The organism is Pseudomonas sp. PAMC 25886 (assembly GCF_000242655.1).
GTDB lineage: Bacteria > Pseudomonadota > Gammaproteobacteria > Pseudomonadales > Pseudomonadaceae > Aquipseudomonas.
On record NZ_AHHC01000041.1, the window covers coordinates 1 to 22072 of the forward strand.

Here is a 22072-nt window from a genome sequence, read left to right on the forward strand (position 1 = left end):
TGGCTTCTACCACTCAAGCCGGCCTGTAGGCCGCTGTGCTGTAGATTTTGATCTTGATCTGGCTCTGACTGCCCCAATAAGCCCGAGGCCGAACGCAGGGATTGAGGAGCGGGTAAACCGGCAGGACGCCGGTTTAGCCGCGACGGGGCAGGGACGCCCCGTCGCGGCGGCCCGCGGAGCAATCCCGGAGTGAGGGAACACCGAGCCTTAGCGAGGTGCCGACAGGCGGGGCAGAGCCCTTTGGTTACTTTGGGGCTTTTCCAAAGTGACCCGCTGTAAGAGCGGAACCAATAGCCGCCGTTACCAAAAAAACGGATATGTACACCGATCAGCCTTCGGAAGCCTCACTGATAATCTGCCGAATCGCTCCGACAAACGCCTCAGCCGGCTGCCCACCACTCACCGCATATTGATCATTAAACACAATGGTCGGCACCGAACTCACCCCGCGCGACACCCACAACTGCTCCTGCTCCCGCACCTCGGCCGCATACTCATCCGAAGCCAGAATTTCCTCTGCCCGCACACGATCCAGCCCAACCCCTTCGGCAATCGCCGCCAACGTCCCATGATCAGACGGATTCTGCTGGTCAGTGAAATACGCCTTGAACAACGCTTCCTTCAGGTTGTACTGCAACCCCTCAAGCCCAGCCCAATGCAACAGGCGGTGCGCATCAAAGGTGTTGTAGATCCGGCTCTGCCCGTCAGTGCGAAACGCAAACCCCAACTCCGCCCCCATGTCGCGAATCCGCGCGCGGTTAGCCTGGGATTGCTCAGCCGTAGAGCCATATTTCTCAGTGATGTGTTCAGTAATGTTCTGGCCTTCAGGAACCATGTTCGGGTTCAGCTCAAAGGGCTGGAAATGAATCTCGGCCTGCACCTCCGGCCCCAACTGGTCCAGAGCCTCGGTCAACCCGCGCAGGCCGATGATGCACCAGGGGCAAGACACGTCGCTGACGAAATCGATTTTCAGGGGAGTACTCATGACTAGGCAACCTCGCTGGCTTCAAACGCCGGAAAGGTCCCACGATACACCCCGTTACGCCCTTACAAAACCTTGGCGGGCGTCACCGGGTCGATCTGCGCCCAATGCGCCGCATCCTCGCGATGGGCTTGCAGGTACGGCAATACCGCCGCCAGCAACGGCGCCTTGAACGCCTCCTGGAAACGATGGGCCAGGCCCGGAATCAGCCGCAGCTGGCTGCCCTGGATATGCGCCGCCAGGTGCACGCCGTGCATCACCGGCAACAGCGGGTCGGCGGTGCCGTGCACCACCAGCGTCGGCACCCGCAGCTGGTTCAGCAACGGCACCCGGCTGGGCTCGGCGAGGATCGCCATGATCTGGCGCTTTACACCGTCGGGGTTGAACGCCCGGTCGTAAGACTGCGCCGCCTGTTGCAGCAGCACCTTGCGGTCATCCTTCACATAAGGGCTGCCCAACGCGGCCAGCAGGTCGGCCTGTTGTTCCAGGGCCACTTCGCGATTGGGTGCGCTGCGCCGCGACAACAGTTGCACCAGGGCCGCACTCGGGGCGGGCAGGCCTTCGGCGCCGGAGCTGGTCATGATCAGCGTCAGGCTTTCCACCCGCTGCGGCGCCATGGCCGCCAGGTGCTGGGCGATCATCCCGCCCATGCTTGCGCCCAGTACGTGGAATTGCTGGATGTGCAAGCCGTCCATCAACCCCAGCGCGTCGTCGGCCATGTCCGTCAACGTGTAGGGCGCCGCCACCGGCAGGCCGAGCTTGTAGCGCAGCACTTCGAAGGTCAGGTTGGCGCTGGCGGGCGCCTGGCGCCAGGTGGACAGGCCGACATCGCGGTTGTCATAACGAATCACCCGAAAACCCTGCTCGCACAGGGCAACCACCACTTCGTCCGGCCAGTGGATCAACTGCCCGCCCAGGCCCATCACCAGCAGCAAGGCAGGGTCGGACGCACGCCCGATACTCTGGTAAGCGATGCTTACCTGAGCCAGGTCGACCGTTTGGGTCGGGACATTGACATCACATCGAGACGCCGCAAAAGACGGCAGGCCGAACACTAAAGCGGCCAGTAAAAACAACACGCGCATGAAAAACACCGAAACGCAGAACCCCAGTAGAGCGCGAGTCTGATGAAGTTTGTTCAAGCGCGCTGCCACAGTTCCATGACAGTTTGATGAAGAGTGCCCAGCGGTCATTTGCGTATCTATTTATCACCCCACGCCCTGGCCGCACCTCTTAAATAGGGGTACTCACCGGCAAGCCCGGTCTCACCAGAGCATGAACCCATCAACATGAGCGAACTGACCATCCCCCCCTCCCCACTTCACAGGGCGACTTTAGCTCCCCCACGCTCTTGACCCAGGCACTACGCCTGGACCAGAGCCTGCACCTTCTGGCTAACGCGCGCTGGCGTGAAAGTCGCCAGGGCCTGCATGAGCTGATTGCCCAAGCGCCCGGCGTGCGCGACTCCATCAGTGGGGTGCTTAAAGAACAATTGCAGATGGGACCCGGGCCCGTCGGCCTGGGCATTTTCAAGACAGAGCAGGACGATGAGTCCTTCATCAGCCTGACGGACGCCTGGGCGTTTATCTGCCAGTTTCCGGACATCTCCCCCAGCCTTGACACCCAGTGCACCACCGTCGGCCTGGCCGGGCACCGGCTGGCCAACCTGACACCGATACAGTTGCTGGGATACCTCAAGACGCTGAACCTGGAACAACTGCTCAAGAACCGCTGGAACGCCTACTGGGCCGCGCGAGCGCCAGGTACGCCGCTGTCGCGAACCGACCGTGTGGTGCAGTTGTATCGCCAACATATCGAAGCCTGCGGCCAGACCGCCTACGCCCTCGGGCACCTCAGCACCGAACAGCTCCACCCCCTGCAAACACGGCTGAACCCAGGCCCATTCCTGCCTGGTGAAACCCACCAGTTGGCCCTGAACCTGCCCGACCAGAGCAAAGTCAAACTGCCGGGTGCCTGGGTCATCAGCGCCAGCGGGCCATCGCCGCTCACCCAAACCCTGTACCTGCCCAGCCGCCAGCCAAGCCTGATGGTATTCAGCGAGCGTCGCGAGATGGAGCATTGGTTGACGGCCCCGGCCCAACAATTGATCCCATCGGATGTGCCGGCGACCTCGGTCACCTTCGACTACACCCTGCGCAGCGATGCCCTGGATTCGGGGGCCCACGACGTGTTGGAGCATTTGCTGACAGCACAACTGGAAAGCCTGCGTAACCGCCACCGCAACGGCAGCAACCTGGCCCGCTATGCCCGCCACGCCCTCGACGATGCCGATCGACTGGACCGTCAGCGCCGCGAAAATCCGCTGTTTGCCTTGCCTCCCACGCTCGCCATGTCGGGGCCCGATGACGACGACCTGCCCACACCGTTCGGTAACCTCAACGCCGACATCACCCTGAGCGAGCGCTGGGCCTCAATCAAACAGCAACGCCTGGACCTCGAACGCTATCTGGGCGGCGACGCACAATACGCCACCCAACTGGCCCAACTGAAATTGTTGATGCAGGCGCAGGACGCTGCCGAGCAGGCCGGCAATGACGCTGCCAGCGCCCTGCTGGGGCGGCGCACGGCCCTTGAACGCCTGGAGCTGCGGCATAAACCCAACGCCCACTACGACGCGTTGTATCAAGCGCAACTCGCCGCCGTACGCGCCGAAGCGGCGATCCAGCATGCGCTCAAGCAAATCAGCGACGACGAACATCGCCTGCTCCTGGCCCTGCTGGACCATCCCGCCGCCGCAGAGCGCCGGCCCGAAGTGACCGCAGCGCGCCTGATCCTGGTCAGCAGTGACCCCAGCGAAACGACACATGAGCTGGAAGGCCTGCTGGTGATCACCCGGACCGGCGCCCTCACCGCCTCCACGCCCCAAAGCCTGTTGTTGTACTGGCCCGGCAACGGCGGCGGCTTGCAGCGTTTCGAATCCCGCCAGGCCCTGGACCAGTCACTGTTCAAGCTGCCGGGCGACGCCAGCACCACCCTGCAATGGGCCGAGTTAAGTGGCGACCCGTTTGAACACTCGCTCCAACAACGTTTGTACGCCAGTGAGCAACAGGCCGCCGAAGCGATCATGCGTTACCCCGTGCCGGCCCTTGCCCATCAACGCGATGAGGCCCTGGGCAAACTTCACGAACAGACCTTGTCCACCCTGCTGATTCCCACCCATCAGGCCCGCGGGCTGGCCTATACGCAGCTGCTGGAACAACAGCGCAGTGTCAGCCTGGCCGGCGCGTTGCCCGGCGAACTGAGCCAACTATCGGCTGACGCCCGCCACACCTTCAAGAGGCTGATCAAGGCCCAGATCAACGCCCTGCACCACGCCCAGCAACTGCTCGAACGCGACCTGGAACCCTTCCAGGACTTCGGCCGGCGCCGCCTGAACCAGCGCCTGCGTGAGGACTTCAAGCTTGAACACGACGCTCACGTGCAACTGAACCTGCCTGACTCGGTGAGCTGGGAGCGCCAGCTCCTGGACCAACATGCGGGCCCCGGCACGCCGTTCAAAAATGTGCTGGTGCCCAGCGCGCGTCGCAGCAACTGGTCGCTGTTGCAACTGGCGCAACAGAACATCGACACCAACGTCGAGCAGCGCCTGGGTTTCAGACAAGTGACCGTCACCAGTCAGAGTCCGATCGAAGCCGATCGGCTGAAAAACGGCCTGACCCTGGATTACCTCAAGAAACTGGTCACCGAACTGGATCTGGCCGGCGCCTACGAACACCTGATCACTCGCACCTTCCTCGGTGACCCGGACACGCCGCTGTTTACCCGCCAGCATCAGCGCGAGTGCCTGAGCGAACCACTGCGCCTGATGCTCATCCTGCAGGGCAAGTTCGCCCGCGCCCAGGGCCGGCTCGACGACACCGACCTGCTGCTCCTGAACAATGCCGTTGAAGCGCGCCAGCCATTCGTGTTGCTGCCGGCACAGTTGAGCGCAGGCGGCACCGACACCGACCACAGCCCGAGCGGCCTGTTCGGCATCACCTTCATCCAGGACCCGGTGTCGGGCCGGACCCTGCTCTACCTGCCCGACACTCCGGACGGCCAGCCGCTGCGCCGTTACGCCAGCCTGGAACTGGCTCGCAAGGCGCTGTACGACCGCAGCCTGGCCAGCGGCATGGGTGACTACCTGGCAGGGCGTGCCATCAAGGGCGATGCCGCCGCCCACTTGTCGCGGATCGCCCAGGCGCAGCAGAAAAATTTCGACGCCATGGTCGAGGTCGGCGCGCGGTGGCCAGCGACCACCTCATTGCCCGAGCACTTGCTCAACAGCCATATGGGCCGGGTCATCGAGGCTCATCGCGCGACCTCACGCTCCAATGCCGCCTTGCTGCTGGAACAGAACGCGCTGCGCAGCGGCATGATCTTCAACTACCTGAAAATCGCGCTGGGCCTGGTGCCTTTCGTGGGCACGGCCATTGCGCTGTATGACGCCTGGAACAGCGCCAACCTGGCGGTGGCGGCGTTCTTGCGCGGCGACGTCGGGCATGGCCTGGCAGAGGTCGAAGCGGTGCTGTTGTCGCTGATTGATTGCGCCATGGATATCCTGCCGGGCTCTGCGGGGCTGCTGCCCACCAACGCTCGCGCCGCTACCCGTCAACGGCAACTGCGTCACCTGCGCGCCCATCCCGCCAGCCTGCACCTGCCTTCCGCCACCCAGGCACGCCGTGCTCTGCAGCGTTTCGACGGCTATGAGTATGAAGGCGTGGTGTCCCTTGCCGGGCTGCAGCCCCACAGCCACGGCCCGTACCGCAACATTTACCGGCATGGCGACGGTGACTTCATCGTGCGGCGCGGACGTATCTACAAGGTGGAACGGCTGGGCGATGCGTTGGACTGGCGCCTGAGCCCCACGCGCCAGAAGAGCTACAAACAGCCGATCGCCCTCGACGAAAGTGGCGAATGGGACACGCATTACGGGGTCTACGGCACCGCGTTCAATGGCGGCCTCGCCGGCGGCGGCGGTGTGCTGGGGCACGTGGCGGATGTACTCGAACCGATGTGGCCCCTGGCAATTCGTGAGCGGTTGCCACGCTGGCTGGTCGACCGCACGTACTATCGCCAGCGAGCGTTGGCGTCCAGCGTCGAGCGCACTAACGATGCCGCCCTCAGGCAAAAGGACCGCATCAAAAGCCTGACGGGTCACTTCGAAAGTGGTGACATGGGCGTGATTCCCAACCTGGAAAAAGAACTGGCCGACAGCATCGAGCTGAACTCACGCCTGTATCAGGACATCGAGGGCCTGACCCTTGGGGCTCACGGGAACAAAGGCCGACTGGGAGGCAAAGCCAAGAGCGACGCCGCCTGCTCAGTCGTGTGGAACTCGCAATGGCAGGCCAAGATCAAGGGCCGACAGCTGGTGATCAACGACGAAGCCATTGACCTGGCGGTCGCCCGCCTGGACGCCACGCCCTACGAACAGCTGTCAGCCCGTGCCACGTTGCGCGAGCAAATCAGAGCCCGGGAAATTGCCATTCTGGACCTGCTTCGCCAGTTGGACAGCACCATAGAGACCATGAACAGCTGGATCAAACGCGTCACCATCCCACAACAGCGCCAAGGCCTTACCAGCGCTTCCGAGGTGATCAACCGGCACCTGTCGGCCAGGCACCGAGAGCAGATGAAGGTCGAAACGCTGCTGGAGCTGGTCGATCATCGCAAAGGCATTGGAGACGCGTCCTGGCACTACCTTCAAGGGCCCCTGAACAATTCAAAAAGCGCGGTGCACCGGGCACTGTACCTGCAAGCCAACATGCTTGAAGTCAGCGCCACGCAAAGCCAGCGCAATACCCTGCTCAACTACTGCGTGGACGTCTACGCGCAAATGCGCGGCAATTTAAACCGGTGGACCGCCAGCTACCGCCAACACTTCGACGCCGCCTACGTGCAGGCGCTGATCGATGAACTCAACAAAATGAGCGAGCGCGCCCGCAAAGCCCTCACCGAGCCCACCTCCCGGGCGCCGGCGGGCAGTACCCGCAGGATCTTCGAAACCGACGACCAGACCTTGCTGATTGGGGTGGAACACGTTGACCCGGTCACCAAGGCAAGGCGTTATACCCTCACTGGCGCAGAAGGCCGGACTGAGATCTGGGAGCAAGGCGCCAACGGCCGATTCCACCTGACCAACCCGGCGCCCGTTGCACCACCGGTTCGGGCTGCAACCAACGCGCTTGCACTGATCGACGAAGCCCGCGCACGACTTAATGCCGTGCAGGCATACCAGCGTAAAGTCGAGGAGTACGCCCGCCAGAATATGCTGCCGGTGGATCTGGAAGAGATGCTCGCCAGGGAAGCCGAAGAACTGCTGGAGCGCGCCCGGACCATCGGCACATTGGTGCCACGGGATCCGATCCTTGCCCAATTGCGTACACAGGCCGCGAGCCTGACCACCCAGGGCCGCAACCTGCGTGTACGCCAGACCCTGGCCAGCCAGACACCCACCGAGGGCTATCTGGATTACCTGCGCGAGCAACAGTTGGTGGAGATTCGCAAGGGTGAGCCGGCACGCAACCTCAATGCAGGTCAGAAAGGCCGGCCGGACTATCTGCAGGAGTACGTGGTGTGGGACGTGAGCAAAACCCCGCAGCATCTGCTGTGGTACGCGCACTTCCACTACGACAAGGCCGGGGCGCGCTTCGATGAGTTCATCAAGGCCCACTTGAAGATCCCCGAGCAGCGCAACCTGGGCCTGCAATGGCAACGCGCCCAGGCGGAAGCCGGGGCCAGCGTCGACCCGATCTGGCGCGGTAATATCGGCCGGCCGCTGGCGAACCGGCACTTTGCCGAGCTGTAATACGGACGGAAACACCGCGCTGGCCAGGCATCGCCAGCGCGGTGTGCACACAGGGCCTGTCGACAGCCAGGGCAACATGAGACAAACTCACCCTATTCGAATTTGTCACAAGTTATATTCATGGAGAGCCCGTGCTCGAAATCCGTCATCTCAAGACCCTGCACGCCCTGCGCGAGGCCGACAGCCTGGTGGAAGCCGCTGAACGCCTGCACCTGACCCAGTCCGCGCTTTCCCACCAGTTCAAGGAGCTTGAGGAACGCCTGGGCATGCCGTTGTTTGTGCGCAAGACCAAGCCGTTGCGCTTCACCAGCGCCGGGCTGCGCCTGCTGCAACTGGCGGACGCCACCCTGCCCCTGCTGCGCGGCGCCGAGCGTGACATCGCGCGCCTGGCGGGCGGCACGGCCGGTCGCTTGCACATGGCCATCGAGTGCCACAGTTGCTTCCAGTGGCTGATGCCGACCATCGACCAGTTCCGCGACGCCTGGCCGGAAGTCGAGCTGGACCTGGCCTCCGGCTTCGCCTTCGCGCCGTTGCCGGCCCTGGCCCGTGGCGACCTGGACCTGGTGGTGACGTCCGACCCGTTGGAGCTGCCGGGCATCACCTATGTGCCGTTGTTCACCTACGAGGCCATGCTCGCGGTGGCCAACCAGCACCCGCTGGCGAACAAGCCGTACATCGTGCCCGAAGACCTGATCAGCGAAACCCTGATCACCTACCCGGTGGAGCGCGACCGCCTGGACATCTTCACCCGCTTCCTGGAACCGGCCGATGTGGAACCGGCCCAGGTGCGCACCTCGGAGCTGACGGTGATGATGATGCAGTTGGTGGCCAGCGGTCGCGGCGTGTGCGGCATGCCCCATTGGGCGCTGCATGAATACAGCTCCCGGGGGTATGTGAAAGCCAAGCGGCTGGGGGAGAAAGGCCTGTTTGCCACGCTGTATGCCGGGATTCGTGCCGACATGCTCGACGCGCCGTACATGCGCGACTTTTTGCTGACGGCCAAGGACACCTCGTTTTCGACCCTGGATGGGGTCAGCGCCGTACGCTGATGAACAGCGGGTACCTGTGGCGAGGGAGCTTGCTCCCTCACCACAGTTTCACGCACCCGTTAGAGACGCGCGGTAGAACGGCAGGATCAGGTCCCGGGTCAGGGGCGCAAGGTGCAAATCGCCGTCGCCGGCCGGGTCGATCCAGCGCACCTCTTCAATCTCGGCGGCCGGGGTCACCGGCACGTCGATGTGCACCTGGAACAACTCGGCCTGAACCACAAAACCCGGCTCATTCGCCGCCGGGGCCGAGAACTGGCCCAGGTACATCGCCGTCGCCGGATCAATCCGCAGGCCCAGTTCTTCGTGCAGCTCGCGGGCCAGGGCCTCGGCAGGTTGCTCGCCGGCGTCGATCTTGCCGCCCGGCTGCATAAAGGCCTGGGTACCGCGCTTGCGCACCAGCAGGGTCTGGCCGTCGCTGCCGATCAGCAGGGCGGCGGCGATGCGAATGGTGGAGGTCATGGGTGGGTCGCCTTCAATACAAAGGCGCAAGGATCCCATGAACCGGCCTCAACCCGAAAGCAGGGCCTCATCCGGCGCTTTGATAAACACGCTGTACTTCGCCCCCTCCATGGCCTCGAACGCAATCAGCTTGTCCACCAGCGGCAGGTTCAGCACCTTGCCTGCGTTGAGCAGCAGCATGCCGTTGTCGGCGTTGAGGTTACGCGCCAGTACCATGCCTTCGGCCAGCTCGCGGGTGGTCAGGACTTTCACGGTCGGGTCGCCCAGGGTCACGTCGCTGAGGAACGCGGCGCAGGCCTGGATAAAGTCTTCCACCATGTCCGGGTCGTAAAGACGCCCGGCGTATTTGCGGATGTAGAGCAGCGCTTCGTCGCTGTTCATTTGCCGCTCCAGGATCAGGCCGCGTTGCAGTTCGATAAAGTCCACCGCCAGCTTCAACAGGCGCGAGCCAAACGGAATCGCGTCACCCTTGAGGTGGTCGGGAAAGCCGCTGCCGTCCCAGCGCTCCTGGTGATGGCGGATCAGGCGCGCGGCATCTTTCATCGGCTCCAGGGTCATCAGCAACGATTCACTCTGGGCCGGGTACGCGCGGTAGCGTTCACGGTCGGTGCTGTGCAGCAGGTCGGAGGGCGACACCATCATGCTGTCGCTCCAACTCAGCTTGCCGATGTTATAGAGCGCGGCGGCCATGGTCAGGTCGCGCGCGCTGGCTTCGTCCATGGGCTGGAACTTGCAGTACACGCGGATCAGTTCGATCAATTGGCGGTTGGTCTGTTTTTCCTTGGGCAGCCGCAGGTTGGCCAGCAGCGAAAACACCTCGGTACCGGTCACGTAGCTGCGCTTGAGCTCATCGTAGGCCAGGTCGAGCATGTCGGCGGTCTGCTGCAGCTCGGAGGTGCGCGCCACGACGCGTTTTTCGAGGGTCGCATTGAGGGCTTTCAACTGGTCGTTCTGCTCGCGGGTCAACTGTTCAAGGCGCAGCCGCTCACGCTCGGAATGCTGGTGCTCCAGGGACTGGCGCAAGGTCAGGAGCATTTCCTCGTCGTTCCAGGGTTTGCTGATGTAGCGGTGTATCTGCCCTTCGTTGATCGCCTTGATCATCATGCTCATGTCGGCGTAGCCGGTCAGCAGGATGCGCGTGGTGGCCGGGTACAGCCGGTGGGTCTCGGCCAGCAGCATTGCACCGTCCATGGCCGGCATGCGGGCGTCGGTCATGATCAGGTCGATGGGCCGGGCCGCCATGATTTCCAGGGCCTGGGCGCCGCTGCCGGCCAGCAGCACGTCATAGGGTTGGCCACGCAGCAGGCGGCGCAGGCTGTTGAGGATCGACTCTTCGTCATCGACCAGCAGAATCGTGGGGGTGTAGGGGGCAGTCGTAGCAAGTTGCTCGTCCATGGCGACACCTCCTCTCAATGACACAAAATTGCACCATTGCGCCCCGGTCATCATCAATCGCTGTACTTGCAGGGGCATTGAGCGCTAGATGAAGACGGGGGTAACTGGCGTTGATTTGACGCCAACTGGCCGACTTATTCAAGGGAGCCAACTATGCTTGTGGCATGAAGCCCATGACCGCCCCTGTTTACCGATGCACTCAAGGTAAGGAAGCCACATGCGCCAGAATATGCAGTTGAGCGCCTCCCGGAACCGCTCGTGAACCCGCGCTCCACACGGGCCAACCGGCGAATCCTGATCGTCGACGACACCGCGTCGATCCACGAAGACTTCCGCAAGATCCTCGAGGCCGACGCCAACGGCGGCCAGTCCCTGGACAGCATCGAAGAGACCCTGTTCGGCACCGCCCCGGCGGTGCGCCAGACGTTCCTGCTGGACTCGGCCTACCAGGGCCAGGAAGCGCTGGCCCTGGTGACCAAGGCCCTGGCCGCCAACACGCCCTACGCCCTGGTGTTTATCGACATGCGCATGCCCCCGGGCTGGGACGGCCTGGAGACCATCGAACAGCTGTGGGCCGTCGACCCGCACCTGCAAATCGCCCTGTGCACGGCCTACTCCGACTACTCCTTCGAAGCCATCGAGGCGCGGCTCAAATACGACGACCAACTGCTGATCCTGAAAAAACCCTTCGACAACCTCGAAATCCGCCAGATGGCCAGCGCCCTGACCTGGAAATGGCAGCTGGCACAAGATGCCGCGCTCAAGCTGATGGGCCTGGAGCGTACGGTGGAGGAGCGGGTGCAGGAACTGCTCAAGGTCTCGCACCTGCTGCAATACGACGCCCTCACCGAGCTGCCCAACAGCACCTTGCTGGGAGACCGGCTGACCCAGGCCATCGCGGTCTGCAGGCGCCACGACACCCAGTTGGCGGTGATGTTTATCGGCCTGGACCGCTTCAAGCGCATCAACAACGCCCTGGGCCACCCGGTGGGCGATGAAGTGCTCAAGCAAGTCAGCCAAAGCCTGGTGGCGGCCGTGCGCGAATCAGACTCGGTGTTTCGCTACGGCTCCGACGAGTTCGTGCTGATCCTCAACGACGTTCATCATCCCCAGCAAACCCAGCACATTGCCGAAAAAGTCCTCAAGGCCGTCAGCCACATTCGCTACGTGGCCGGCCACGACCTGAGCGTCACCGCCAGCCTGGGCATCAGCATTTACCCCAACGACAGTTTCAGCGCCGTGGAGTTGATCAAGAAAGCCGAAACCGCCATGCACGCCGCCAAGGATCATGGCCCCAATGATTTCAGCTTTTTCATTGATGACATGAATCGCCGCGCCCAGGAACAACAAAGCCTGGAGACCGCGATTCGGCTGGCCCTGCAACGCAATGAGTTTGTCTTGCACTACCAGCCGAAACTGGATTTGAACAGCGGGCGGATCGTCGGCGCGGAAGCCTTGATTCGCTGGCACCAGCCCGACCATGGCTGGGTGTACCCGTCGGCCTTTATTCCGGTGGCCGAAGACAGCGGCCTGATCGTGCCCCTGAGCCAATGGGTACTGGGCCAGGCCTGCGAGCAAGCCCAAGCCTGGCAGGCCTGCGGCCTGACCCCGTTGTGCATTTCGGTGAACATCTCGGCCATCGATTTTCGCCAGCGGGATTTTGTCGCCAACCTGGCGGCCATCCTCGAACGCACCCACCTCGCGCCGGGCTTGCTGGAGCTTGAGATTACCGAAAGCGTGCTGATGCAAAACGTCGAGGACACGCTGACCACGCTGCGGGCGATCAAGACCATGGGCGTGCGCCTGGCGGTGGATGATTTCGGCACCGGCTATTCCAGCCTCAGCTACCTGCGGCGGTTTCCGATTGATGTGCTGAAAATCGACCAGTCGTTCATTCGCGGCTTGAGTAAAAACACCCAGGACGCGCAATTGATCAGCGCGATCATCAGCCTGGGTAAAAGCCTGGACCTGAACATCATTGCCGAAGGCGTGGAGACGGTGGAGCAGCTGGATTTCCTCAAGGCCCACCACTGCGAAGAGGGCCAGGGTTTCCTGTTCAGCAAGGCCGTGCCCGCCGAAGAGTTCGCCCAACTGATGCAAGCCGGGCGACGTACCCTGATGCCCAGCCAATAACCTTCTGCCCCAAGGAATCATCGCTTGAGCGACGCCACGCCACGCTACGTTCTCCGGTCTTCCCGGGCGCCCGGGCTCGCCATCACGCTTTGGCTGGCAACCTGCCTGCCGGTGATGGCCGCGCCGCTGGATGAACCCCTCAAACCGCTGCCGCCGGTGCCATCTCTGGACGTGGCAACGGTGGAGCTGGGGCGTCAGTTGTTCAATGAAACACGGCTGTCGGTCAATAACACCAAGTCCTGCGCCAGCTGTCATGACTTGCAAACCGGCGGCGTCGACAACCGGCCCTTCTCCCTGGGTTTCGACGGCAAGCCGGTGGCGCTGAACACCCCGACCGTGTTCAACGCCAGCCTGAACTTCAAGCAGTTCTGGAATGCCCGGGTCGACACCCTGGAGGCGCAGGTCGAGCTGGTGGTCACCAGCCCGATGGAAATGGGCAACGACTGGCAAACGGTGGTGACGACCTTGTCGGCACTGCCCCACTACCAGGCCACGTTCCAGCAGATCTACCCCGACGGCATCACACCCGCCAATGTGCAAAATGCCCTGGCGACCTATGAGCGCACCTTGCTAACCCCGCATTCGCGCTTCGACCAATACCTGGAAGGCAACACCGACATCCTCACCCTTAAAGAAAAATACGGCTACCAGCGCTTCAAGGAATACGGCTGCATCGCCTGTCATCAGGGTGCCAATATCGGCGGCAACATGTACCAGAAGTTCGGCGTGATGGGCGACTACTTCAAGGCCCGTGGCAACCCCACCGAAGCCGACCTGGGACGCTACCTGCTGACCAAGGACGAGGAAGACCGCAACGTGTTCAAAGTGCCCAGCCTGCGCAATGTGGCGGTCACCGCACCGTACTTTCACGACGCCTCGGCCAAGACCCTCGAAGAAGCCGTCGACGTGATGTTCAAGTACCAACTGGGTCGCGTTCCCTCGGCTGAAGACACGACCCTGATCGTGCTGTTCCTGAAAACCCTGACCGGCGAATGGGCAGGCAAGCCACTATGAAACTCTCACGCCGCGCCACCCAGCTCATGCTCAGCACCATGACCCTGATACTCGCCTCGACCCTGGTTTTTTTGTACCTCAAGTCATCGAGTGACCAGACCACCACCTACACCGAGTCCCGCGACCTGATCCGCGAAATCAAGCAACTGAACTCACAATGGGACAGTGAAGTGCTCAAGGCCAGGATTGCCCTGACCCACAACTACGACCCACTGGTGGCGCCTCTCAGCGAAATGAACCGCCTGTGGGCCAGCCTGGAGCGTCGCGAATCGCAACACCGTCACGAAGACCCGGCCCGCTGGCAGGCCGGCCAGGACGCCTATCGCGAGGCGATCCAGGAAAAGGCCCGATTGGTGGACCAGTTCAAGTCCCACAACGCAGTGTTGCGCAATTCCCTGGCCTTCCTGCCCACCGCCGAGGACGATATCCAGGCGCAGTTCCTGGCGCTCACCGACACCGACAAACTGCTCCAGCAAAGCATCGCCACCGACACCTACGACGTACTCCTCAGTAGCCTCGAATTCGCCCAGGTGACCAGCGACGACAAGGCCGCCGACATCCTGGTGGGCCTGAACAAACTGGCGATCAACAAACTGAGCCTGCCCGAGTCGTTCCAGGTGCCGGTGGAGATTCTCAGCAATCACATTTCACTGATCCTGCGGGAACAGCCCGTGGTCAACGGCCTGCTTGAACGCATCGCCGCCGTGCCGCTGGCCGAACGCCTGGACGACCTGACCAACCAGCTCAACCAGGACCAGTCGGCGGCCGACCTGCTCGACCAGAAATACCACCGCTACCTGCTGGTGTTTTCCACCTTGCTGGTGGCGCTGCTGCTGTATCTGGCGATTCGCCTGTTGCGCAGTTTTGCCGAGATCAACCGGGTCAACCGGGCCCTGCATGTGGTTAACGAAAGCCTTGAGCAGCGCGTTGAAGAGCGCACCCGGGAACTCAAGGATGCCCAGGGCGAACTCATGGACAGCGCGCGCCAGGCCGGCATGGCGGAGATCGCGACCAACGTGCTGCACAACGTCGGCAACGTGCTCAACAGCGTGAACATCTCTGCCGAGCTGGTGGCGCGCAAGCTGCGCACCAGCAAGGCGCTGGGGCTGGGCAAGGCCATGCAGTTGATCAACGAGCACCGCCATGACCTCGGCACCTTTCTCACGGAGGATGAAAAAGGCAAGCTGCTGCCCGGCTACCTGAACCAGTTGGTCGAGGCCATCGCCACTGAACAGCAGGGCCTCACCGAGGAACTGGCGCAACTGAGCAAAAGCGTCGACCACATCAAGGACATTGTGTCCACCCAACAGTCCTACGCCGGCGCGTCCACGCTGCTGGAGCCGGTGCACATCAGTGCGTTGATGGAAGATGCCCTGCGCATGAACTCCGGGGCCCTGAGCCGCCACCATGTGACGGTGGTCAAGGACTACCACGACGTGCCCGAGATCATGGCCGACAAGCATCGGTTGCTGCTGATCCTGGTCAACCTGATCAGCAACGCCAAGTATGCGATGTCCAACCTCACCGACCGCACCCGGCAAATGACCCTGACGGTGCTGCCGCTGGACGACGGCACCTTGCAGATCAGCGTCAAGGACGAAGGCGAAGGCATACCGGCAGAAAACATGACCAGAATCTTCACCCACGGTTTCACCACCCGCAAGGAAGGCCACGGCTTCGGCCTGCACAGTTGCGCCCTGGCCGCCCTGGAAATGAAGGGCCGCCTGACCGCCCACAGCGACGGCCCGGGCAAAGGCGCGGTGTTCACCTTGCACATCCCCCTTGACCCCGCACGGACATGAGCATGAACCAACCACCGAACCGGCGAATCCTGCTGATCGATGACACCCCGTCGATTCACCAGGACTTCCGCAAGATCCTGACGCCGCCCATGGAGTCGAACCTGGAACTGGACGAGATGGAAACCGCCTTGTTCGGCGACAGCGTCAAACCCCAGGCCCAGGCGTTCACGCTGGATTCAGCCTACGGTGGCCAGGAAGGCTTGCAGCTGCTGTGCCAGGCCATGCAACAAGATCGCCCCTATGCCCTGGCCTTTGTGGACATGCGCATGCCCCAGGGCTGGGACGGCGCGCAAACCATCGAAGCGCTGTGGAAAGTCGACCCGCACCTGCAAGTGGTGGTGTGCACCGCCTACTCCGATTATTCCTGGGAAGAACTGCTGTTTCGCCTGCACGCCCATGACCGCCTGCTGATCCTGAAAAAGCCCTTCGACAACATCGAAGTCCAACAGATGGCCAACACCCTCGCGGCCAAATGGGACATGGCCCGGCGCGCGTCCCTGCAAACCAGTCACCTTGAGCATCTGGTGGAGCAACGCACCCAGGCGTTGACCCTGACCAGCCAGGCGCTGCAACTGGAGATCGATGAGCGCAAGCAACTGGAAAGCCAATTGGTGCAATCGGAAAAACTCGCGTCCCTGGGCCAGCTCGCGGCGGGCGTGGCCCATGAAATCAACAACCCGGTGGGGTTTATCTCCTCCAACCTGAGCACCCTGGACGGCTACTTCAAACAGTTGCAGCAGATGCTCGACGCCTATCGGCAGGCCGAAGAAGCCCTCGCGCCCGGCGAATGCCTGACGCACTTGCAAAGCCTGCGCAAGGCCATGGACCTGGAGTTTCTCAAGGAAGACATCCCGGTTCTGATCCACGAATCCAAGGACGGCATTGGCCGCGTGGCCCAGATCGTCAAGGACCTGAAGGATTTCTCGCGGGTCGACAACGACGAGCAATGGCAGTGGGCAAACCTGCAACAGGGGATCGACTCGACCCTGAACATTGTCGCCAGCGAACTCAAGTACAAGGCCGACGTGGTCAAGCATTTCCAGGTGCTGCCGGACATTGAATGCCTGGCCTCGCAGCTCAACCAGGTGGTGATGAACCTGGTGATCAACGCCGCCCAGGCCATGGGCCCGGAACGCGGCACCATCACCCTCAGCAACGGCGTGGAGGGCGACAAGGTCTGGCTGGAAGTGGCGGACACCGGCTGCGGGATCGCGCCGGAGAGTGTGCAGAAAATCTTTGACCCTTTCTTCACCACCAAGCCGGTGGGCGAAGGTACAGGCCTGGGGCTGTCACTGTCGTACGGGATCGTGAAGAAGCATCACGGGACGATTTCGGTGAACAGCGAAGTGGGCAAGGGCACGACGTTTCGGGTGGTATTGCCGATTCGCCAGACGGCAGACCCCCTGTAAAGGCAAGCCTCTACAGGGGACAGGCTCAGGCTTCGGCGTTCTTCGGGGCCGAACCAAACGACGCAAAACGCTTGTTGAAGCCAGCGATGCGGCCTTCGGACTGGGTCTTGCGCTGCTGGCCGGTGTACACCGGGTGCGAGGCGCTGGACACGTCGAGGAGCACGTAAGGGTAAGTGTTGCCGTCGCTGTGTTTTTGCGTACGGTCGGTTTCCACGGTGGAACCGATCAGGAAGAACACATCGGCGGCGGTGTCGTGGAACAACACGGTGCGGTAGTCGGGGTGGATACCAGGTTTCATAAGGCCTCCGGGGCGTCTGGGTGATCAATTAGTGTTATACAGTAACACAAATGATGCACCCAAACGAGAACCGATTGCAATAAGAATAGACCTCAAGCTTCTATGCGGCTTCCTGGAAGTCCATCTCCGGTGGTTGCTGCGAAAAGCCCCGGGTCAGGAAACCCAGGTACACCAGGCCAATCGCCAACCAGCTCAGGCCCAGGTAAATCGCCAGGTGATCGAGGCTGACCATCAACCACACATCCGCCAGCAGGCCGATGGTCGGGAACACCAGGAACAGCACCAGCTCCCGCAGCCCACGCTGTTTGGCGCCGATCCAGTAGTGGAAGATCACCGACAGGTTCACCAGGCTGAAGGCCAGGAAGGCGCCGAAGTTGATGAACGAGGTGGAGGTGGTAACGTCCAGCTTCAGCGCCAGCAAGGCCACCACGGCGCACAGCAGTATGCTGTTCACCGGCGTACCGAAGCGCGCATGCAACGTGCCGAAGAACGACTTGGGCAACACCCCGTCGCGCCCCATCGCAAACAGCAACCGCGAACCGCTGGCCTGGGCCGACAGCCCCGAGGCGAACTGGCCGACGATCAGGCCGATCAGGAAGATCGACACGAACAGGTCGCCGCCAATGTTGCGGGCAATCTCATAGGCGGCCGAGTCCACGTCGGTAAATTCGAATGACGGGTGGGCGATCTGCACGAAGTACGACACGCCGACGAAGATCAGCCCGCCGATCAGGGTGATCAACATGATCGCCCGGGGAATGGTGCGGCGTGGGTCACGGGTTTCCTCGGTCAGGGTGCTGACCGCGTCGAAGCCCAGGAACGAATAGCAGGCGATCGCCGCGCCGCTCATGATCAGCGGCATTTGCATCTGGCCGTTGAAGAACGGGGTGATGGTCCACAGCGGCTTGCTGGCGTCACCGCCGATGTAGTGGATACACAGCGTGACGAAGGCAATCAGCACCAGGAACTGCACCAGCATCAGCAAGGCGTTGATGCCGTTGGCGAGTTTCAGGCCGATGATATTGATCACGCTGGTGACCCCGATAAACGCCAGGACCCATACCCATTGCGGTACGGCCGGGAAGGCTGAATGCAGGTAGGCCGCGCCGATCAGCCAGATGGCCATGGGCAGGAACAGGTAGTCGAGCAGCACCGCCCAACCGGCGATAAACCCGAGCTTGGGGCTGATGGCCTTGCGCACGTAGCTGTAGGCCGACCCGGCCACCGGGAACGCCGAGGCCATGCGGCCGTAGCTCATGGCGGTGAAGAACATCGCCACCAGGGCAGCCAGGTAAGCGGCCGGGACCATGCCGGCGGTGGATTGCGCCAGGATGCCGAAGGTACCCAGGACAATGATCGGTGTCATATAGGCGATGCCAAACAGCACCACCGACCCTAACGACAGGGTGCGTTGCAAACGAGCCATGAGCGATTCTCCGCGCAATTATTAGAGTTATGGCAGAACTGAAGTCGGTGTTGCGAATGTCTTTATTTTTTATGTAAGGCACAGCCTTTGTGGTGAGCGGGCTTGCCCCGCGCGAGGCAAGCTCGCTCACCACAGGAATTCCATTTGCCAGTGAGATCAGGCTTTGGGGATCAACAACTCCCGCGTACCGTCCTCGCGCTCAATCACCTCCCCCGGCAATTTCAAGCGCTGGTCATCCAGGTAGCGATAGTCCTGTCGCGCCGCCGCCAGTTGTCCAAGGTCCAGCTCGACCCTGAACTGGCCTTCTTCACGCCCGGCTTCAAACAACAAGGTGCCGAACGGGTCCACCAGGGCACTGCCACCGGCGAACATCAGGCCGTCGTCACCCGCTTCCACCCGGTTGACCATCAGCGCAAACGCCTGGTTTTCCTGGGCGCGGGCCATGATCGCGGTGCGGTGAGTCGGGCCGTAGGGGTCCATGTTGCCGTTGGTGACGATCAACACTTCAGCGCCCACCTGCGCCAGGGCGCGGGCGGTTTCCGGGAATTCGATGTCGTAGCAGATCAACAGGCCCACGCGCACGCCGTTCCACACGCAGGTGGCGTAGCGATCACCCGGGGTGAACACGCCGCGGTCCGAGGCCCACAGGTGGGTCTTGCGATAACGCAGGGCGATACCTTCGGGGGTGATCATCAAAGTGGTGTTATAGAATTGGCCCGCGTCGTTCTCGGCCATGCCGATGACCACGGCGATGTTGCGCGCTCGCGCAGCCTGGATAATGGCCTGCACGGTCGGTCCGTCCACCGGTTCGGCGACGTCCGCCACAGTGCTGGCGGTCGGGAAGCCCATCAGGTGGGTTTCCGGGAACACGACCAGTTGGGTATCGGCCGCACACGCGGCAATCGCCGCCAAAGCGCGCTCAAGGTTGTAAGCTGTGCCGTTATCGCGGCCTGCCAGTTGGGCAAATTCGACCTTCATGGTGTGTCCTGTTGTTTTAACTGTGGCGCAGTATGCGCAGGCCGCAATCACTCGGGAAATCACGCAGCCGGGTTAACCCTATGGGGGTAGATGCATGACATTGTCGCTGGAAGACATCGCCTGGCACCGTTCGGTGGGGCAAATGATAGACGCCCTGGACCAGCCCAATTTCTGGACGCAACTGGTCCGGTTGCTGGACCAGTACGTGCCGTTCGACAGTTGGGTGGTGCTGCTGTTCAGCAGCGAGCACAAGCCGTTGGTGTTCGCCGAATGCCCCGGCCAGGACGGCGAGCCGGACCATCTGTTCCAGGACTACCTCAACGGCCTGTACCTGCTCGACCCCTTCTACATCGCCAGCCGCGAACACTCGCGCACCGGGCTGTTTCGCCTGGCCGAGGTGGCGCCGGAGCATTTCGAGCTGACCGAGTACTACCAGCGCTACTTCCGGCTGAACGTGGTGGCCGATGAAATCCAGTTCAATTGCCAGCAACCGGATGGGCGAACCTTATGCCTGTCCCTGGGTTGCAAACAGCGTTTTGACCCACAGCAGATAGCCCTGCTGTCGCTGATCCAACCCTGGGTATTGAGCCTGCTGCGCCAGCGCCTGCCCCATGAACTCAACCAGGTGAGCGCCCCGCAGGCGCCGATTCAGAACGATGACTGGGGCGCACAGTTAACCGCACGCGAGCTGGATGTGGGGCGCTTGATGCTCAGTGGCTGTTCCAGCAAGGAAATTGCACGCAAGCTGGAAATCTCGGTGGAGACCGTGAAGGTCCACAAAAAGCACATGTACAGCAAGCTGGGAATCAAATCCCAGTCGGAGCTGTTCTCGATTTTCCTGCAGGCTCAGACGAGCTGAATCGGCCCCAGGAACTCAACCAGTCGAGGAGTTTGATGACGACTTCCTTGACGAACGCCGGTGTGGCTTCGTTGTTGGCGACGGCCTCGGCATAGCCTTTGAAGATTGACATCAGGCTCCCCTGGGCGGCGCCACGGATCGACGTTTCCAGGCCGTCGTTGAGGGTTTTCTCCAGCCCGGTTTTTGCACCGGCCATCATGCCGGCGGCGCTGCCATCCGACTTTTCTACACCCAGGGCCATGTTGCTGAGGCCGGGGAACATCCATGTTTTGTTGCCGACGGCACCAGCGATATTCTGCGTCATGTTCTTCGGAGCGTCCTCAGGTCTCACCTCGGCGCCCGAGGGCGGCGCATCGGCCTCCTGACGTTCGGCGCCCTTCTGGCTCAGCAGAAACCTGACGACAGGGTTGTCATACACCGCCTCTGCATGACGCTCACGCCGCTCCTGCGTCGGGTCATCCGCTTGGGGCGTTACTTCGTGCTGCGGTGTCAGATCGTTCGCGCTCGCTCGATCGTTTTTTGCAAGCGCCGTTTGTTGAGGCAGAGACGGCGACAAATAGCGATCAGGGGCAATTGAGGCACTGACAGTCATAACAATTCACTCATGGCAGAAGTTGACATACGGGATTCACGTCCTGCGTCCATAGTGGCAATCGCCCGGAGAAGAGTTCCCACAAACAGGCAGCACTATGGTCAATAAACTCGCACCAGAGCGGTCAATCCTTGTCCGGGCTTTGAGGACAGGCGCAGAATGGCGGATCGACCTGTAGAGTTGAACCTGAGGAAAAACCGTATGAGCCTGTCGTTACTAAGCCGTTACGCGTTCTTTGCCGTCTGCGTCATTTTCACCCTCGCCAGCATGCCGTTTATCGAACACGAATGGCTGTGGCCGATCGCCGTGGTCACCGGCATTCTCAGCCTGATCGGCATTTTCGACCTGATGCAAAGCCCCCACGCGGTGCGCCGCAACTACCCGATCCTGGGCAATATCCGTTACCTGGTGGAAGGCATCCGCCCGGAAATCCGCCAATACCTGCTGGAATCCGACAGCGACGCCCTGCCCTTCTCCCGGGCCCAGCGCTCGCTGGTCTACTCCCGCGCCAAGAATGAAAGCGCCGACAAACCGTTCGGCACGCTGATCGATGTGTACCAGTCGGGCTTCGAGTTTATCGGCCACTCCATGCGCCCCGCGCCGTTGAGCGACCCCAGCGCCTTTCGCGTGATCGTCGGCGGCCCGCAGTGCAAGCAGCCGTACTCGGCCTCGGTGTTCAACATCTCGGCCATGAGCTTCGGCTCGTTGAGCGCCAACGCGATTCGCGCCCTCAACCAGGGGGCCAAGCTCGGCAATTTTGCCCACGACACCGGCGAAGGCAGCATCAGCCCCTACCACCGGGAAAACGGCGGCGACCTGACCTGGGAACTGGGCAGCGGCTACTTCGGCTGCCGCACCAGCGACG

At 62.1% G+C, this 22072-nt stretch carries 16 protein-coding genes; 8 read left to right on the plus strand and 8 right to left on the minus strand.

The annotated features are described in order from the left end of the window. Positions 1 to 328: 328 nt before the first annotated feature. Together MUM_RS0112815 and MUM_RS0112820 are read right to left on the minus strand one after the other, a co-directional pair. On the minus strand, positions 329 to 985 hold the full coding sequence (locus MUM_RS0112815; protein WP_010170223.1) for a DsbA family oxidoreductase: 657 nt from the start codon (positions 983 to 985) through the stop codon (positions 329 to 331). Between the two features lie 62 nt (positions 986 to 1047). Next, entirely contained in the window at positions 1048 to 2067 is a 1020-nt protein-coding gene (locus tag MUM_RS0112820; protein WP_010170225.1) for an alpha/beta fold hydrolase, read from the minus strand. Between the two features lie 266 nt (positions 2068 to 2333). Between MUM_RS0112820 and MUM_RS0112825 the strand changes: the two genes are divergently transcribed. Both MUM_RS0112825 and metR read left to right on the plus strand, forming a co-directional pair. Then, positions 2334 to 7793 (plus strand): dermonecrotic toxin domain-containing protein, encoded by a 5460-nt coding sequence (locus MUM_RS0112825; protein WP_010170227.1) that lies wholly within the window; start codon positions 2334 to 2336, stop codon positions 7791 to 7793. A gap of 131 nt (positions 7794 to 7924) precedes the next feature. Next, positions 7925 to 8842, plus strand: coding sequence for a transcriptional regulator MetR (metR, locus tag MUM_RS0112830; protein ID WP_010170229.1), 918 nt, complete (start codon positions 7925 to 7927; stop codon positions 8840 to 8842). Between the two features lie 48 nt (positions 8843 to 8890). On the opposite strand, the gene MUM_RS0112835 is transcribed toward metR, so the two are convergent. Together MUM_RS0112835 and MUM_RS0112840 are read right to left on the minus strand one after the other, a co-directional pair. Next, complete coding sequence (locus MUM_RS0112835) at positions 8891 to 9301, minus strand: NUDIX hydrolase (RefSeq protein ID WP_010170231.1); 411 nt, start codon at positions 9299 to 9301, stop codon at positions 8891 to 8893. Between the two features lie 48 nt (positions 9302 to 9349). Continuing rightward, positions 9350 to 10696 carry an HD domain-containing phosphohydrolase gene (locus tag MUM_RS0112840; protein ID WP_010170233.1) on the minus strand — a complete coding sequence of 449 codons (1347 nt, stop codon included), beginning with the start codon at positions 10694 to 10696 and terminating at the stop codon, positions 9350 to 9352. 258 nt (positions 10697 to 10954) lie between these two features. Here MUM_RS0112840 and MUM_RS0112845 point away from each other — a divergent pair, with 258 nt between their 5' ends. The 4 genes from MUM_RS0112845 to MUM_RS0112860 all read left to right on the plus strand — a co-directional run bounded on the left by MUM_RS0112845 (position 10955) and on the right by MUM_RS0112860 (position 17054). Then, a complete protein-coding gene (locus tag MUM_RS0112845) occupies positions 10955 to 12829 on the plus strand; it encodes a putative bifunctional diguanylate cyclase/phosphodiesterase (RefSeq protein WP_010170235.1) in 1875 nt (624 codons plus the stop codon). Positions 12830 to 12910: 81 nt separating this feature from the next. Beyond that, the gene (locus MUM_RS0112850) at positions 12911 to 13843 is read left to right on the plus strand and encodes a cytochrome-c peroxidase (protein WP_029615869.1); all 933 of its coding nucleotides are present in this window, start codon (positions 12911 to 12913) and stop codon (positions 13841 to 13843) included. After that, positions 13840 to 15645 carry a DAHL domain-containing protein gene (locus MUM_RS0112855; RefSeq protein WP_010170238.1) on the plus strand — a complete coding sequence of 602 codons (1806 nt, stop codon included), beginning with the start codon at positions 13840 to 13842 and terminating at the stop codon, positions 15643 to 15645. The genes MUM_RS0112850 and MUM_RS0112855 overlap by 4 nt, the downstream gene beginning before the upstream one ends. A gap of 2 nt (positions 15646 to 15647) precedes the next feature. Beyond that, positions 15648 to 17054, plus strand: coding sequence for an ATP-binding protein (locus MUM_RS0112860; RefSeq protein ID WP_010170239.1), 1407 nt, complete (start codon positions 15648 to 15650; stop codon positions 17052 to 17054). A 25-nt stretch (positions 17055 to 17079) separates the two neighbouring features. Here the strand turns inward: MUM_RS0112860 and MUM_RS0112865 are convergent, their stop codons facing one another. From MUM_RS0112865 to MUM_RS0112875, 3 genes are all read right to left on the minus strand, one after another. Beyond that, on the minus strand, positions 17080 to 17352 hold the full coding sequence (locus MUM_RS0112865; RefSeq protein ID WP_010170240.1) for a type B 50S ribosomal protein L31: 273 nt from the start codon (positions 17350 to 17352) through the stop codon (positions 17080 to 17082). A gap of 100 nt (positions 17353 to 17452) precedes the next feature. Continuing rightward, positions 17453 to 18778 carry an APC family permease gene (locus tag MUM_RS0112870; protein ID WP_010170241.1) on the minus strand — a complete coding sequence of 442 codons (1326 nt, stop codon included), beginning with the start codon at positions 18776 to 18778 and terminating at the stop codon, positions 17453 to 17455. A 156-nt stretch (positions 18779 to 18934) separates the two neighbouring features. Further along, positions 18935 to 19756 carry a carbon-nitrogen hydrolase family protein gene (locus MUM_RS0112875; RefSeq protein WP_010170242.1) on the minus strand — a complete coding sequence of 274 codons (822 nt, stop codon included), beginning with the start codon at positions 19754 to 19756 and terminating at the stop codon, positions 18935 to 18937. Positions 19757 to 19850: 94 nt separating this feature from the next. Here MUM_RS0112875 and MUM_RS0112880 point away from each other — a divergent pair, with 94 nt between their 5' ends. Next, positions 19851 to 20615 (plus strand): helix-turn-helix transcriptional regulator, encoded by a 765-nt coding sequence (locus MUM_RS0112880; RefSeq protein ID WP_010170243.1) that lies wholly within the window; start codon positions 19851 to 19853, stop codon positions 20613 to 20615. Here the strand turns inward: MUM_RS0112880 and MUM_RS1000000132805 are convergent. Further along, positions 20563 to 21207: a hypothetical protein gene (locus MUM_RS1000000132805; protein WP_010170244.1), complete on the minus strand. Its 645-nt coding sequence runs from the start codon at positions 21205 to 21207 to the stop codon at positions 20563 to 20565. The two genes, MUM_RS0112880 and MUM_RS1000000132805, sit on opposite strands and share 53 nt — an antisense overlap. A 201-nt stretch (positions 21208 to 21408) precedes the next feature. Between MUM_RS1000000132805 and MUM_RS0112890 the strand changes: the two genes are divergently transcribed. Next, a partial coding sequence (locus tag MUM_RS0112890) for a glutamate synthase-related protein (RefSeq protein ID WP_010170245.1) occupies positions 21409 to 22072 on the plus strand: 664 nt, incomplete at its 3' end.

Excerpts from the sequence above, each read along its gene's own strand:
- MUM_RS0112875 (WP_010170242.1), bottom strand. The coding sequence starts at position 19,756 with ATGAAGGTCGAATTTGCCCAACTGGCAGGCCGCGATAACGGCACAGCT.
- MUM_RS0112835 (WP_010170231.1), bottom strand. The coding sequence starts at position 9,301 with ATGACCTCCACCATTCGCATCGCCGCCGCCCTGCTGATCGGCAGCGAC.
- MUM_RS0112870 (WP_010170241.1), bottom strand. The coding sequence starts at position 18,778 with ATGGCTCGTTTGCAACGCACCCTGTCGTTAGGGTCGGTGGTGCTGTTT.
- MUM_RS0112880 (WP_010170243.1), top strand. The coding sequence starts at position 19,851 with ATGACATTGTCGCTGGAAGACATCGCCTGGCACCGTTCGGTGGGGCAA.
- MUM_RS0112815 (WP_010170223.1), bottom strand. The coding sequence starts at position 985 with ATGAGTACTCCCCTGAAAATCGATTTCGTCAGCGACGTGTCTTGCCCC.
- MUM_RS0112840 (WP_010170233.1), bottom strand. The coding sequence starts at position 10,696 with ATGGACGAGCAACTTGCTACGACTGCCCCCTACACCCCCACGATTCTG.
- MUM_RS0112855 (WP_010170238.1), top strand. The coding sequence starts at position 13,840 with ATGAAACTCTCACGCCGCGCCACCCAGCTCATGCTCAGCACCATGACC.
- MUM_RS0112865 (WP_010170240.1), bottom strand. The coding sequence starts at position 17,352 with ATGAAACCTGGTATCCACCCCGACTACCGCACCGTGTTGTTCCACGAC.
- MUM_RS1000000132805 (WP_010170244.1), bottom strand. The coding sequence starts at position 21,207 with ATGACTGTCAGTGCCTCAATTGCCCCTGATCGCTATTTGTCGCCGTCT.
- MUM_RS0112860 (WP_010170239.1), top strand. The coding sequence starts at position 15,648 with ATGAACCAACCACCGAACCGGCGAATCCTGCTGATCGATGACACCCCG.
- MUM_RS0112820 (WP_010170225.1), bottom strand. The coding sequence starts at position 2,067 with ATGCGCGTGTTGTTTTTACTGGCCGCTTTAGTGTTCGGCCTGCCGTCT.